The organism is Mesorhizobium sp. M1348, from assembly GCF_040317925.1.
GTDB lineage: Bacteria > Pseudomonadota > Alphaproteobacteria > Rhizobiales > Rhizobiaceae > Mesorhizobium.
Map to the genome: position 1 here is coordinate 44,808 of NZ_JAMYLH010000027.1, position 15,129 is coordinate 59,936.

The window sequence follows — 15,129 nt, forward strand, 5'->3', positions numbered from 1 at the left end:
CATTGCCACAGCCACAACCGAACGTGCCTCCCCTGTTCAAGCACAACCGCCACTCCTGCGCGCCGCCTGACCCAAAGAAATTACCGGTCTCGATCCTCTGAAAACTTCATCTGGCACCCGGCAGGTGCGCGCGCGGTGTACGGTGGAGTACCTGTAGTAGTTCTGTTGACCGGGCGGCGAGCAGTTGCGATTCGACTTCGTTCAGCCGACGAGAGGGTGTCCCAGCGCTGCCGCACTGACGTAAGCGGTCTCGGTGGCTCGGGTGCCTCAAATGTGCTCCATGAGGTTTTCGAATGTCCCACTGGTTGCCGAAGAAACGGGCATCCTTGGTTCACACGTTTCAGCTTGCCGGCGAAAATGATGCGTCGCTTCACCATTGAGGCGCAAGCCAGGGCTGTAACTATCGTTGGATGGAGCAATAAACGGACCGTTCAATAGGCAGTACGGGAGAGATCGGCACGTTGCCGACACCGACGGAGCAACCCCCCAAGGAAACTCTCAGGTACAAGCGACCGTCCTGCCGAACAATCTGGAGAGAGACGCCCGCAGCGTCCACCGAAGGGGAAAGCCCAGCCACCCGGTTAAGCTCTCAGGTACAGTGACAGATTTGGGGAAGAGCCGCGGGCCGACTGGCCCGAACCAATTGTCCTGTCTGGAGAGCGAAATGCGCAAGATTGTTGTGATTGGTGCCGGCATTACCGGCGTGTCGACAGCCTATGCCCTTTTGGAACACGGCCATGACGTCACCGTGCTAGAGCGTCAGCGCTATGCCGCAATGGAGACCTCGTTTGCAAACGGAGGCCAGTTCTCGGCTCGCAATGCGGAAGTCTGGAACCACTGGTCGACGTTCTTAAAGGGCATCAAGTGGATGGCGAGGCGCGACGCGCCACTCCTCATGAACCCGGCGCCGACATGGCACAAGTACAGCTGGCTTGCGGAATTTGTATCCCACATCGCGAAGTACCGTGAGAATACTGTTGCCACCACCCGCGTGGCTATCGCGACGCGCAGGCACATGTTTGACATCGCTGAGCGTGAGGACATCGATTTTGACCACGTTTGTCGCGGGATTCTTCATGTCTATTGGGACAAGCCGGGCTTCGACCACGGCACGAAAGTCAATCAACTCCTCGTCGAAGGAGGCCTTGACAGGCGACCGGTCACGGCTGGCGAGATCGCGTCCCTTGAACCGGCCTTGCAGGGCGCTTTCTATGGTGGGTTCTACACACCTTCTGACTCAACAGGTGACATCCACAAGTATACCACCGGCTTGGCCCGCGCATGCGAACGGCATGGTGGAAGTTTCCACTACGACGCGGCGGTGACAAAGATTGAGCGACGCGGCCGGTTCAGGCTAACATACTCGACCCAAGACGCCACGGCGCAGGTTATCGAGGCCGACGCGATCGTCGTATGCGCGGGCTCGAACAGCCGTGACTTCGCGGCGATGCTGGGCGATCGCCTCAACATCTATCCCGTCAAGGGCTACTCGATCACGGTCCACCTGGAAGACGTTGCGGCACAGGAAGCCGCTCCCTGGGTGAGCATTCTCGACGACCGGGCCAAAATCGTGACCAGCCGGCTTGGCGAAGCGCGCTTCCGAGTGGCCGGGACCGCAGAGTTCAACTCTGCCGCGGGGAAGGCCGACGGCCAGCTTCCGTCTAAACCGGCGAGGCCCGAACCGGCCGATAGCGTCGTCGTCCACAGTCCCCATTTGCCCCAAGCGATCACCTTCTCGTCGCCGTGGCTGGTAACTCTTGCCTTCTTGCTCGGCCCGTCTCGGGTATCGCATCGGGCCGTAAAGCGTGTCGTCACGTGAGCCCCTACGGGCGGGCGCTGGACGGTACATGAGGCGTTAAAGCCGCCGGTCAAACCGAGCCTTGCAAATTTCTCGTTTTTGCTAAGCCTAACGCAGAAGTTTCGGTTATGAATCGGGACTGGCCTGACGGCCTGCCCACATTGCAATTGTTACAAAGGAAAACGCATATGGCGACTGGAACGGTGAAGTGGTTCAACAGCACCAAGGGATTTGGATTCATCCAGCCCGACAATGGCGGTCAGGACGTTTTCGTCCACATTTCCGCCGTTGAAAGAGCGGGGCTTTCGACCCTCGCTGATGGCCAGAAGGTCAACTATGAAATCGAACAGGACCGCCGCACTGGCAAGTCCTCAGCTGGCAGCCTCAGCAAAGCCGGCTAAATTTTCTACCGCCTGCTGGCAACAGCGGATGGACGCGATCGATCCCGGGTGGTCTGACGCCGCGGGATAAGAGCGGGCGAGCGCAGAGCTCGACCGGGCGGCTTGATCAGCAGACTGCTGCAAGCCCGCGCGATTTGCTGGAGAAGCCAAGCTGTTTGAAAGGAAAGGCGGGGTAATAGCCGCGCCTTTTCATATTCCGGACAGATGCAGAATTATGCCAATGGCAGCTGCGCGCTCCAGAACGAACCTCGATTTCTGAAATCAAGCTGCGACCTTCCTGCGGGTCCGCTTCGCCGGCGCAGGCATTTCCGGCTGTACCGGTTTGCGGCCGAGGCCCATCGTCTTGGCCAATGCCGATCGCGTAGCGGCGTAATTCGGCGCGACCATGGGACAATCCGCCGGCAGACCCCATTTGACGCGATATTCGTCCGGCGTCAGCCCATTGTGGGTCGGCAGATGGCGCTTAGCGATTTGAACTTCTTTCCGTCCTCAAGGCAGATGATGTAGTCCGGCATCACCGACTTCCTGATAGATAGGGCAGGCTTGAGACTCAGGTTTCTTCTACGGAGGCGCGCCATCGCCACCCATCATTTTGGCTCCGCCTGCAGAACCGATCGAATGGCGTTTGCGGTCGCCTCGACATCGTGATCGCTGACGAGATAGTGGAAGACCGCGCGAACGACGCCTTCGTGAAGCGTGCCCATCCGCACGCCCCGCTGCGATAGCGCTGACAGGAATTCCGGGGTCGACAGACCGTTCCGTTCAAGCCGGAAGAAGACCATGTTTGTATCGATGACCGACGGCTCGAGGCGAATGCCGGGAATGTCACGGATCTTCTCCGCCAGCAACTGCGCACGACGGTGGTCTTCGATCAGTCGGTCCACCATGGTTTGAAGCGCCACGATACCTGCACTGGCCATGAAGCCGGCTTGCCGAAGGCCGCCTCCCAAGAGCTTCCGATAGCGTCTCACCCCGTCAATGAAGGGCCTTGTTCCGCACACCATGGAGCCGAATGGAGCGGCTAGTCCTTTTGACAGGCTGAACATGATCGAGTCGAAGTCCTCCGCCATTTCCGCCGGCGTCCTGTTCGAGGCGATCGCCGCGTTGAAGATGCGGGCGCCATCGAGATGCAGCGGCAGGCCGTGCTCGTCAGCAAACGCGCGCACCTCCTTGATATAGGATGCAGGCAGGACGCGCCCGCCACGCTGACAGTGCGGGTTCTCCAGCACGATGACCCCGGGCGGTGCGCATTGGTAATCGCTCTTGTCGCGGATCGCCGAGCGCAGATTATCCAGGGACAGCCGTCCGTCGGGTTCCGTCGATACGGGGTGAAGAACAAGGCCGCCCACCACCGAAACGCTTCCGGCCTCGAAGTCGTAGAGATCGGAGCGATCGCCGACAATTACCTCATGGCCGCGCGGACAATGCGCGAGCAACGCAGCAAGGTTTCCCTGGCATCCGCTCGACATGAAAGCGGCGTCTTCCTTGCCGAGCATTTCCGCCGCCAACGCTTCTAGCCGGTTCAACGTGGGGTCTTCACCGTAACCGGCGTCACCCACTTCCGCGTCGAATATCGCCCGACGCATCTCTTGGGTGGGAAGGGTTACGGTATCGCTGAGCAGATCTATCACTCTTCTCTCCCAGAGGTGGCATTGCCTATCTTTCGCAAAACGATCTTCGGCCCCGTCAGCAGAACTGAGCATCAAGGGAAACGGCGCGAAGTGTCCCAAAACCCCTGGTATCTGGTGAGATACCGCGGGGCGTGACCGACAATGCGTCGAGGTCCGCGCACGCCATCACCGCAAACACCTTCGCCCGCCGCCGTCCGCGCTCTGATGGCGGGATTGGGACGCCGGTCAAAGGAAGTGCTGAAAATGTCGCAGCCATGCGCCTCCAAATTGGTCTCGACGAGGTTCGCCTTCATCACGAAATATGGAGCATGGGGGAGGCAGGTTTGCATCAAAATACACCGGTTTTTGAAGCACAGCCCGCACAAAGCGGTGCGATTTGAACTATCGTCAGTCTATTGGATGCACGCCGGACCTACCTGTTTGGACCCGAAAGCCCGACGAATTTTCAAATCTGCTGGACCTGTTCCTATTCTGTTTCACCTTGCGTGGCAAATTGCAATAAATGTTGCGCAAGCTTTTGCGATTATGGAGGTTCCTAACATGGCTGGCATCGCGATGGACGACCTAGATCGAAGAATCCTCACAGCCCTACAAAAGAACAACCGGCTCTCCTTTGCCGAACTCGCGGAACTGGTCGGTTCCTCAGCCGCCTCATGCATGCGTCGAGTGAACAAGCTGCGTTCGGATGGCGTGATCGTTGCGGACATCTCGCTGGTCGATCCGAAGGCCCTTGGCAAATCGCTCACCGTTGTCCTTACGGTAGAGCTAGACCGTGAGCGTCTTGACCTTGTCGACGATTTTAAGCGCGCGATGCGCGCGGCCAAGGAGGTTACCCAGTGCTACATGGTTACGGGCGACGCCGATTTTGTGCTGATCGTGGCCGTCGAGGACGTCGAGGCTTTTGACGTCTTCGTCAAGACAAAGCTCTATACCAACCCCAATGTCCGAAAATTTCAGAGCATGATTGCGCTCGATCGTGTCAAGTTCGAGCCTCGGATAACGGCGTAATTTTCTGCGGGTTGCGCTGAAGCGATCAGTCCGGGCCGCGTTTTTTGAAGCGCCTATTGTACGTCCAGCTTCGGATTGAACTCGACGCGGGAACTGTGCGATCCAAAGCGCCACAGACGCTGCGTCAAAGGCCATCGAGGAAGAGACAGGCTCGCCCGGCGCCGAAGGAGGAACCGCCCCGGAACTCTCAGGTTCTTGAGGGGGCATGCGCGCAGTGGCCTCGGAGAGGCCGCTGCCCCTAAGGAGCATGTCCCATGCCCTAGTCATTCTATCTCGGGATTCTCGGTGCTGGTGTTGCCGGCGTTAACACTCCTTGGGCTGCCCGAAATGCCTGTCGATCGCCTGACAGCCCCCTCCTCAAGACAAACTTCGTAAACGGCGGTCACGCCTCGGTTAGCCATGCAGAGCGTGGGCGTTCCGACCGTGCCTAAGCGATGATCAGTACCAGCTTGTTACCCAAATCTCGGAAAAACGTTTGCGTGTCCCAGGAACAGCTGAGCTGTCCGGCTACGAGTTGCACCTGAATGAGCGCCCGATGCCAAGCCATAGCACGCAATGCGCGGAGGCTGTTCCCTGGCGAGGCCAGGTCGAGAAGGCAACCTTCTGGAAAGGCCTCAAACCCATGACACCCCGAGTTCGCCGCGAGAGTCCGGCGCCGCATTTGCGTTTATCTCGGCAGAGGGGGCTAACTCAGACCAAATAGGTGGGCGGCTGCCTGATCGAATCATTTCACTTCCTTCCGACGAATGTCTGTTGCAGCTCGCCGATTGTCTGAATTTGGTGCCCAACGTCGCGTCTCCCACGTCACCATCGCCGGTGCCGTACGATGCCTTCCAGCGATGAGCATACGAGCCACTTCGAGCGCAAGCTCTAGGGCAATTCTTGACCTGGCCGAGTAAACGGATCGGAAAGATAGACAAATGACCCAGCTCTTACCTGTTCTTCCAACCGTCGATGAGCATCATGTTGATGGGCGTCGGTATCCGCACGGCGTCGCTTTCATGGACGGGCAATATCTGCCGATGTCCGAGGCCAAGATCTCCGTTTTGGATTGGGGTTTCCTGCACTCGGATGCCACTTACGACACTGTGCACGTCTGGAATGGCAGGTTCTTCAGGTTGGACCTGCATCTTGATCGCTTCTTTGGGGGGGTTGAGCGTCTTCGAATGAAACTTCCCTACGATCGCAAGAAAATCGAATCGATTCTCGCAGCCTGTGTTGCTTTGTCTGGGCACAAGTCAGCATACGTGGAGATGATCTGCACGCGCGGTTCATCGCCGGCATTCAGCCGCGATCCCCGCCAAGCGGAGAACCGATTCATGGCGTTTGCTATTCCTTTTGGGTCGGTTGCCAACAAGGAACAGCTGGAAAGAGGCTTGCACGTCGCAATCAGCGAAACCGTTCGCATACCGCCCAAATCGATCGATCCCGCGATCAAGAACTATCATTGGCTGGATCTCGTGAAGGGTCTTTTTGACGCCTACGACGTAGGAGCGGAGACGGCGCTGATACTAGATACGAACGGACACATTGCGGAGGGGCCTGGCTTCAATGTGTTCGTTGTAAAGGATGGATCCCTGAAAACGCCAGCTTTTGGAGTGCTGCCAGGCATCACGCGCCGGACTGTTTTCGACCTTTGTGCCGAGATGGGGCTCTCGGCCACGGCTGTTGATGTTAGTCGTGCTGAGATCAAAGGGGCTGACGAGGTGTTCATCACCTCGACTGCCGGCGGCATTATGCCGGTAACGCGCATCGACGATACCGCGATCGCTGATGGGCAAGTCGGATCCGTCACCCGACGGCTCAAGGATCTCTACTGGCGAAAGCACGATGATCCGGCATGGTCGACTGCGGTCAGCTACCCATGATCGGAATGAACCATGCGACAGCAACTTGGCGAGCGGCTTCGTGTCGTTCTCCATGAGCTGTTGTCACACAAACTCAAACAGTCGAGCAGGCGCGCTTCGGCGGGGCGTCGCCCTGGACATCGTGGATTTGGCCGAGGGGAGACCGGTCGGAGGACGAGCGCGATCCGCGAGGGTGCCGCGACTTTCTGCACCGGCGGGCTCGCGCCACGCGCCGACGACGCCTACCTCAACGAAGCGACCGACTCGTCGCTCTCCCGGGAAGTGATGATGTCGATTTGCTCGGTGTCACAATCCCTGTGAAATATCACGGGCTCGGAGCTGGCTACGTTACCATGGGCGTCGAGCCGTAGTGATGTGCTCCATGCCATTTCCTGCGGAGTTGCAGATGAAGAATGCTTTCATTGCCTATTTGTCGGCGGAACTGGCTGCGTTGAAGTCTGCAGGGCTCTACAAATCCGAGCGCGTCATCACCTCGACGCAGTCGTCCACGATCGAAGTCGCGGGCGGCAGCAAGGTCCTGAATTTCTGTGCCAACAATTATCTCGGCCTCGCCGACAATGAAGATCTGCGGGACGCAGCAAAGGCTGCGCTCGACCGCTATGGATACGGCATGGCGTCGGTCCGCTTCATCTGCGGCACGCAGGAAGTGCACAAGCATCTCGAGGCGCGCATCTCCTCATTCCTCAAGATGGAAGACACGATCCTCTATTCATCCTGTTTTGATGCCAATGCCGGTCTGTTCGAGACGCTGCTCGGCGAAGAAGACGCCATCATTTCCGACGCGCTGAACCACGCCTCCATCATCGACGGTGTGCGGCTCTCAAAGGCTAGGCGCTTCCGCTATCTCAACAACGACCTGGTCGCGCTGGAAGAGGAACTGAAGAAGGCCCAAGACTGCCGCTTCCTGCTGATCGCGACCGATGGCGTCTTTTCGATGGACGGCATCATCGCCAATCTTGCCGGCATCTGCGATCTGGCCGAGAAATATGGTGCAATGGTCATGGTAGACGACAGCCATGCGGTCGGCTTCATCGGCAGGTATGGGCGCGGCTCAGCGGAGCATTGCGGCGTCGAGGGCCGCATCGACATCATCACTGGCACGCTCGGCAAAGCGCTTGGAGGCGCGTCGGGCGGCTACACGTCAGGCAAGCGCGAGGTCATCGACTGGCTTCGCCAGCGCTCGCGGCCGTACCTCTTCTCCAATACGCTGATGCCCGCCATTGCAGGCGCGTCGCTGAAGGTGTTCGACTTGGTCGAACGAGGCGATGTGCTGCGCGAAAGGCTCTACGCCAATGCCGACCGCTTCCGCTCGAAGATGTCGAAGGCGGGCTTCACGCTGGCTGGCACGAACCATCCGATCATCCCTGTGATATTGGGCGACGCAACTATCGCGCAGCAGATGGCCGAGAAGATGCTCCAGCGCGGCATCTATGTGATCGGCTTCTCCTTCCCCGTAGTGCCGACGGGTCACGCCCGCATCCGCACGCAGATGTCTGCCGCACACTCAAGTGCGGATATCGACCGAGCCGTCGAGGCCTTCACGGAGGTAGGCAGAGAACTGGGAGTCATCTGATGTCCAACATTGGAGACAGGAAAGCATGGGAGGCGATTGTGGTTGGAAGGCGTTGCATCGACGCCGGCTTGGAACCTCGGCTCCCCTTCATTACTCATCCGGTATCGAGACGTAGTAGCCTCAGGATATTGCGTTCAATTTCCAGCGCAACCATGATAGCAATGCCTAAAGTTGTATTTGAACATGCAAAAATGCCGAAATTCTGTACTTACGATACGGGGGCTAGGGGACTATCTTACGATTGATCTCGCCGCTCTCGGTCGTAATTATGTGAAGCTTGCCTCGATGCTGACGCGGCCCGCACGGCCGCCGTCGTGAAGGCCGATGCCTATGGCTTCGGTGCGAAACGTTCGTAAAAAACCGTCTACGACATAGGCTGCCGGCATTTCTTCGTTGCCCAGTTTGGCCTGCTGCGTGATCACAGCTAAGCCCATAGCAACACCCGCCCTGTGACGATGGCGTCGGTGATCTCGTAAATGGGGAGGCAGCTCTAACCTAAGGTCCAGCGATCGATTACATTGAGACACCCGCGTCCTGAACGCTAACATGCGGCGACCAAGTGTTAACCGCGAGAGAACCACAGAGCCGGCAGGAACTTGGACAAGGCAAAAAGGACCTTGCAGTCAGCTTCGCGATCAAAAATCCCCATGTGGACGGCCAACGTCACATCAGAGCCGCCAAGGGGATAAAACGGGCGTCTCCACATCTTTCAGCACGGCCCTCCCGGCGTCGCGGGCCGCCGACATCTAATCTGATTGGCGGCTCCCGGGCGGAGCGGCTTGTTCGCGGATACCTGCCAAGTCTCAGTTGGTTGAGCAATGCGCCGAAGGACCCCTGCACGACTCACTCCCAACCTGGGAATAAGGGATCGGTAGTTGTCGATGAGCCACCTCAGGCGGTCCGACACCCGGTGAAAGAGGATCGTGCCGCAGGCGGAAGGGTTCCGTCCAAGACCATGTTTTCCCGACCATGCTTTCTTCGCCGAGCGGCCTAGGTGGAACTGTAACACAGTTCTTATTGTTGCGTCGACGCACTGGGCAATGTCGTGGCCCGGCGCAAACGCGCACTTGACTTCGTCGATAATGCCAAGAGGCTCACGGTCGAGCTGCACCGTGACGATCCCGAAGCATGATTGCGCTTGGTTGCGTAAACTTTGAGCCGCGGATCACGGCGTAGCTTTCGGCTAGTTTGCGCTGAAGCCGTCAATCCGGGCAGTTTTTTTGGAACGCCCGTTGCACGTCCAGGTTCGGATTGAACTTTTTCCCATGGGAAGCTGTGCGATCTAAAGGGGCAGCCGACGCCGCGTTTAGGAAGGTCATTCAGGAGAGCCCCGTCGTCTTGCGCCGAAGGAGCAAGTGCCCCCGGAAACTCTCCCGAACCGCGGGCAAAAAAAGACGACAACAACATCGAAACTTTGGGCTTGTATTGAGAGAAATTGGCTGCTTCTGGAGCGATAAGAAGGATCCACATGAATCTGGATGAGTATACAAGTTATGATGCTGCCGGGCTCGCGGAGCTAGTCCGTAGTCGTGAAGTCACATCTCTTGAACTCACCCGGCTTGCGCTTGAAGCTAATGATCGGATCAACCCTACGATCAATGCCGTAATTGAGTTTTACAACGACGCCGAAACCGTGTCTGGCTCAGAAGAAGGGCCCTTCGCGGGAGTGCCCTTCCTGCGAAAGGACATAAGTTCGACTGAGGCTGGCCGACTTTATGAATGCGGCAGCCGTCTATATCAAGGCTATCGTCCTACCGTCGATAGCTACTACGTGGAGCGGGTCCGTGCCGGAGGACTCCGCATTGTCGGGCGCACGACTACGACCGAGTTAGGTGCATCAGGCCTAAGTGAAACTGCTATGTGCGGGATTACGCGCAACCCCTGGAATCTGGATCGAACCGCAGGCGGCTCGTCCTCTGGATCAGGAGCGGCAGTGGCTGCCGGCATCGTGCCCATCGCATCAGCCAGTGATGGTGGCGGATCCACTCGTATCCCGGCATCCTATTGCGGGCTTGTGGGCCTTAATCCTTCGCGCGGCCGCGTCTCCGGTGGGCCAAATGGGCAGGACCCAGGTTACGGGATAAGTCGACGGTTCGTTCTCTGTCGGACGGTTCGCGACGCGGCGGCGGCGCTCGACGTACTCTCGGGAAGCTACCCTGGTGATCCGTTCGTTATTCCGCGACCGGAACGCCCGTACGTTGAAGAGCTGCTGTCGCAGTCGGGCGGATGCTTGAAGGTCGGCGTCGCATTGAGTTCATGGGGGGAGGTGAAGCTCGACCCGGAGATTCGCGACCGGGTGGCGGAAACGGCCAAAATGCTGGAGGAAATGGGGCATGTGGTCGAGCAAATAGACCCGCCGTTCTCTGCCTCGGAATATCGCGAGGTTGTTTACGGCGGATTTTATCTCACCTATATCGGACTGGATGAGGCCGCAAGTGCTCTCGGCCGAAAGGTGGATGAGACTACGCTCGAACCTCTCAATCTGGAAATCTATAAGAGGGCGAAGAAGCTTCCGCTATCTCACGCGGCGAAGGTATTTGAGCACGCCCGCAAAGTCCGCTTCGATGTGGGCAGGGCAGTGCAGGGCTTTGATATTCTGTTGACAGCGACGATGCCGTGTACCGCCCCTCCACATGATATCTACTCTATGAATCTCGGGAACATGTCGCTTGACGAGCTTATGACTTTTGACGCGGGGATTTGCCAATATCTCGGTGTATTCAGCGTAACTGGCCAGCCTTCTGTATCGTTGCCACTTTTCATCAGCGCCAAGGGACTGCCGATCGGTATTCAAATCGTTGGAAGGTTTGCCGATGAGGCGACCGTTATCCGAGTCGCGCGGGATCTAGAAAATGCACTTCCTTGGGCAAAGCGGCGGCCGCCCGTTTTTGCACGATAAAGGGGATAGGACGGCCACCCTGCAGCTAACGGCAAGGTTGAGCGAGAGTTTCAGGATGTAATTGAAGGACCTGGAAAGCGGCTTTAATAGCGGCCATGGCGCAGCCAAGGCTTTCCTGATTCCGGTGTCGGCTTTTTGCAGGATTGTTGAGGTCCTGGGATTACTAAAGGGGAAATGATGCAGCAATCGCAAGCCTATGCTGGGAAGTGACTCGACACAATGAGCCCGCGGTACATCACCACAGCCGGCTCTGTCGAGGTGGTCTTCTCAAGATCTGGCCTGGTTGCTGGTGGTGAAGGCAGTCGATAGACGCAACGGCTTGATCGTCCCACTGCTTTTTCACAGTATCGAATCGATGGCGACTGCATACCGCACCGAGGCCATCCAAAAGGCGCAATGCTACCGTAACGAACTTCAGAAAGGTGCAGCAATGCCAAAGATCAACCCAGGGCGGTTGCTCTCGGATCTTGGACGATTTGCGCAATTCGGCGCGTACCGGACCGGTGTTCATCGTCCGACCTATTCCAACGAGGACATGGACAGCCGACGCTGGCTTGCCCAACAATACGAAGCCGTGGGGCTCCAGGCGCATATCGACGGTGTCGGCAATGTGTTCGGCATGCCGCATTCGGAGCGGCGATCGCTGCTCATCGGGTCGCACGCAGAGTCCCAGAATCATGCCGGATGGCTCGATGGAGCGCTCGGCGTAATCTACGGCCTTGAGATCGCTCGAGCCTTCGCGGAAACGCCGGACTGCACCGGTCTTCCCATCGCCGCAGTCGCGTGGGCGGATGAAGAAAGTCACTACGTCCCCTTGCTCGGAAGTCGTTCGTTCGTCGGTGACATCGAAGAAGCGGAGATCGACCGCGCGGTGAATGTCGATCACGGCCTGCCACTCAGGGAGGCGCTCCGTGAGGCTGGCCTAGCAAGCGTTCCCCGATCTCTGGTGGAACCGGGACGCCACGTAGGCTATCTCGAAGCACACATAGAACAGGGCGACGCGCTGGAAGCCTCGAGCAAGCGGATCGGTGTTGTTACCAGTATCGTAGGTATCTGGCAGTACTCAATCGTCTTCCACGGCATCCAGAACCATGCCGGTACGACGCGAATGGCTATCCGAAAGGATGCGGGCGTCGCTGCAGCTACGCTGGCCATGGCAATTGCCGAGCGCTTTCCTGAAGTAGCGGGCCCGCGTTCTGTCTGGACCACAGGCCGCATCACACTGGAGCCGGGGGCCCGCAACATAATTCCGGGGAAGGCAGAGATGCTTTTCCAGTTCCGCGATTCAGAGATGCCGGTGCTAGAGCGCCTCGATGCGGTGTTAAGGGAGCTGGTTGAAGTGACCTCGATCAAAACCGGTTGCCGCGCCGACATTGAACGGACCGCGGCCGGCAAACCATGGCACATGGATCCGGCCTTCCAGGCAGCAATAGAGACTGCGGCGGCGCGCCATGCACCCGGCGCCTACGTGAGGATGCCAAGCGGCGCCAGTCACGATGCACAGGTCGTGGGGCGTAAACTAAGGTCTGCTATGCTTTTCGTGCCAAGCATCGGCGGTATTAGCCACCATTGGACCGAAAACACCAACGATGCTGACCTGGTGCTTGGCTGTCAGGTGCTGGCTGATGCCGCCGAGACGATCCTGCGTGGAGAAAGGACGTAACGGTTGGCAACCCGAATGGGGCCATGAAAGTGCTCGGTGCGTCGATGAGCAAAGCGCGGCAAGCTTTCGCAGTGGCACGATGATCAAACCGGCCTTGCCGGAGAGCACGTCGACCAAAGCCGTTACTTACGCCACGTCAGTGGGCACGATCAGTTACGGCGTTTGAATGGCCATCTGCCCATCGCAGGTGGGACAAGCCGGGCAGCTCTATTGCACATTATGAGGAGAAGCGATCATGAACCAACAACTTCACGCTGACGCGTCCTCCCGGGCGAATCCGTACACAGCCTCATCGTCTGGAGCGATGGAAGAGCAATCTTTCATTGACAGGTACCTGACTCCACGCGTCTTCGAGGTCCCAATGCCACAAGGCAGGACCGTCCGCGCATATGAGGTTGGGCCGCCCGACGCTCCGCTCGTTGTTGGAATCCATGGGACTCCCAGCACTGGCCTTGGCCAAATTGTGAACTATGTGGCCAGCGGAGCGCTCTTCTGTCGCCACGTTGCGTTCGATCGTCCAGGATACGGGGGCTCAACCCCTCAGCCCGGGCGTAAGATCCGCGATATCGTTCCGGTTGTTGAGGCCATCCTCGATCATCTGTCGGTTGACATAGCAGCGGTGTACGGCCATTCCGGGGGCGGCATGCTCGCCCTTGCCACCGCAGCGCTGCTGCCCAAGCGCATTTCGCGGGCTGTGTGCAGTGCCGGCAACGGCCCGAACTTTGGTCCCGGAGGGTTCGATTATGCTGACGGGCCTTCCCCCCTCATGCGGGAGGAGATCGTGGAGGCGCGGAAAGGCCCAGAGTCATCTCGCGAATTCTACAGGCGTGTCGCTTCCAAATTGCGCGATCCGGAAATTGAGAAACAGTTGTATTCGGAGAATGACCGTCGCGTTGCGTGTTTGCTGGCCCCGTTGAGGGACCAGATCGCGCAACAGCTGGCCTTGCCCGACTCGCCATATTCTGAGGAAGATGCTTACGTTGATGACGCCCAATCATGGGTGTCGCCATGGGGTTTCGACCTCGGGTCGATAACGGCACCTACACGGATTCTTTATGGTCTCGAGGATCTCATGGCAGCGCGGCGCCACTCAGAGTGGCTGAAGACCCAGATCCCGAATGCGAGCTTGGCGCTCTTTCCCCACTTCGGGCACAACTTGAACCAACTGATGCCCCACATGTTGGCGTGGCTGGTGCAGGACGAGCTTCTGTTCTGATGAGGTTGTCTAATCGCTGAGTTGGGGTCAAGGCACTTTTCGATCTTTGAAACGTGTTTGCCGGGTGCATGGTTGTCTTCGCGGTCGACATCGGTCGCCGCATGATGGAGCTTCGCGGACGAGCCTTCAATGTGGACGATGCACTTTGCTGAGTCAGCGGTGCAACCTCATCAGCGGAATGGCTCGGCTCACGTCCCGGCAGGGACGTCTCAGGCGCTCAGATCCTGAACGCTATTCGCAAGATTTCATGCTGTGGCGCCTGCATTTCGATCAAAGAACTCACCAGTCTTGAGCATCGAATGCATTATCACCGCCAGTTTGCGCGCCACAGCCACGGCAGCTCGTTTGAAGCCAACCCTCTCCCGGAGCTTGAGGCCCCATGTCCGCAGGGTGCTCTCGGTTGAGCTACGCGTCAGAATAACCGACGCCGCTTCGTAGGGAAGCCCTCGCAAATGGCGGTCGCCGCGTCGGGATATATGGCCGTCATAATCGACTTCTCCGGATTGGTAGCGGCGCGTCGTCAGGCCGATCCAGGCGCCAACAGACCGGGACGTCTTGAAGTTGCCCAGATCTTCAATGGCAGTGGCGAACGAGGTTGCGGTAATGGCGCTTCCCCATTCGCCCACGGAGCGGGTGTTCTCGTAGCGCCGTGACACGAGCTGGAAGAACAGGTGGGCGGCATTGACCCCGAAGGGCAAATAGCCCAGTTCGTCCAGATGAGCTTTCGGCCGCGATAGGATCGTCAACTGCTTGTCGAGTGAGCCATCGTTGTGGGCCTTGGCCAGCATCGCAACCAGTGTGGCCGCCGCGACGAACTGCACGTTGTAGTTTCTGGCGGATCGCCTCGCGGCCAAGACGAGCTTCGGCAATTGCCGATGAACCCACGAGCATGCGTCCTCGCTTCATCGGCTCGCATTCCCATTCAAGCCTCCTGGGAGAAACTGCTGAGCGATGTCATCGTCCCGACGATGGAACCGCCTTTCGCGCAGGACCTAGTCGACGAGGGCCTCGCGACTTTGGGGTCATGTGTGGATGTTCTCCGCATTGCAAGGGGGTTGATGACGATCTGAAC

Annotated in this window: 11 protein-coding genes, 2 pseudogenes and 1 riboswitch; of the genes and pseudogenes, 10 read left to right on the forward strand and 3 right to left on the reverse strand. The window is 58.4% G+C overall.

Going from position 1 to position 15,129, the window contains the following annotated elements; genetic code table 11:
• The first annotated feature begins 519 nt into the window (after positions 1-519).
• Positions 520-615, forward strand: a riboswitch (glycine riboswitch).
• Positions 616-664: 49 nt separating this feature from the next.
• Together NKH13_RS28775 and NKH13_RS28780 are read left to right on the forward strand one after the other, a co-directional pair.
• Entirely contained in the window at positions 665-1,819 is a 1,155-nt protein-coding gene (locus NKH13_RS28775; protein ID WP_352915993.1) for a D-amino acid dehydrogenase, read from the forward strand.
• 167 nt (positions 1,820-1,986) lie between these two features.
• On the forward strand, positions 1,987-2,199 hold the full coding sequence (locus tag NKH13_RS28780; RefSeq protein WP_352916051.1) for a cold-shock protein: 213 nt from the start codon (positions 1,987-1,989) through the stop codon (positions 2,197-2,199).
• A 261-nt stretch (positions 2,200-2,460) separates the two neighbouring features.
• Here NKH13_RS28780 and NKH13_RS35740 read toward each other — a convergent pair.
• Positions 2,461-2,747: pseudogene (locus NKH13_RS35740) on the reverse strand (Ros/MucR family transcriptional regulator); the annotation flags it as partial.
• 39 nt (positions 2,748-2,786) lie between these two features.
• Positions 2,787-3,902: a GntG family PLP-dependent aldolase gene (locus NKH13_RS28785; protein WP_502914593.1), complete on the reverse strand. Its 1,116-nt coding sequence runs from the start codon at positions 3,900-3,902 to the stop codon at positions 2,787-2,789.
• A gap of 59 nt (positions 3,903-3,961) precedes the next feature.
• Between NKH13_RS28785 and NKH13_RS28790 the strand changes: the two genes are divergently transcribed.
• From NKH13_RS28790 to NKH13_RS28825, 8 genes and pseudogenes are all read left to right on the forward strand, one after another.
• Positions 3,962-4,210, forward strand: coding sequence for a hypothetical protein (locus tag NKH13_RS28790; protein WP_352915996.1), 249 nt, complete (start codon positions 3,962-3,964; stop codon positions 4,208-4,210).
• 160 nt (positions 4,211-4,370) lie between these two features.
• On the forward strand, positions 4,371-4,838 hold the full coding sequence (locus NKH13_RS28795; RefSeq protein ID WP_352915999.1) for an Lrp/AsnC family transcriptional regulator: 468 nt from the start codon (positions 4,371-4,373) through the stop codon (positions 4,836-4,838).
• Positions 4,839-5,758: 920 nt separating this feature from the next.
• Complete coding sequence (locus tag NKH13_RS28800) at positions 5,759-6,706, forward strand: aminotransferase class IV (protein ID WP_352916002.1); 948 nt, start codon at positions 5,759-5,761, stop codon at positions 6,704-6,706.
• A 385-nt stretch (positions 6,707-7,091) separates the two neighbouring features.
• Entirely contained in the window at positions 7,092-8,279 is a 1,188-nt protein-coding gene (locus NKH13_RS28805) for a glycine C-acetyltransferase (RefSeq protein ID WP_352916005.1), read from the forward strand.
• A gap of 183 nt (positions 8,280-8,462) precedes the next feature.
• A pseudogene (locus NKH13_RS28810) lies at positions 8,463-8,632 on the forward strand (alanine racemase); the annotation flags it as partial.
• A gap of 1,115 nt (positions 8,633-9,747) precedes the next feature.
• A complete protein-coding gene (locus tag NKH13_RS28815; RefSeq protein ID WP_352916008.1) occupies positions 9,748-11,178 on the forward strand; it encodes an amidase in 1,431 nt (476 codons plus the stop codon).
• Positions 11,179-11,608: 430 nt separating this feature from the next.
• Positions 11,609-12,841 (forward strand): hydantoinase/carbamoylase family amidase, encoded by a 1,233-nt coding sequence (locus tag NKH13_RS28820; RefSeq protein ID WP_352916054.1) that lies wholly within the window; start codon positions 11,609-11,611, stop codon positions 12,839-12,841.
• Positions 12,842-13,202: 361 nt separating this feature from the next.
• Positions 13,203-14,057, forward strand: a complete 855-nt coding sequence (locus tag NKH13_RS28825) for an alpha/beta fold hydrolase (protein WP_352916057.1) — start codon at positions 13,203-13,205, stop codon at positions 14,055-14,057.
• A gap of 245 nt (positions 14,058-14,302) precedes the next feature.
• Here the strand turns inward: NKH13_RS28825 and NKH13_RS28830 are convergent, their stop codons facing one another.
• Positions 14,303-14,845 (reverse strand): transposase, encoded by a 543-nt coding sequence (locus tag NKH13_RS28830; protein WP_352916059.1) that lies wholly within the window; start codon positions 14,843-14,845, stop codon positions 14,303-14,305.
• Positions 14,846-15,129 lie beyond the last annotated feature (284 nt).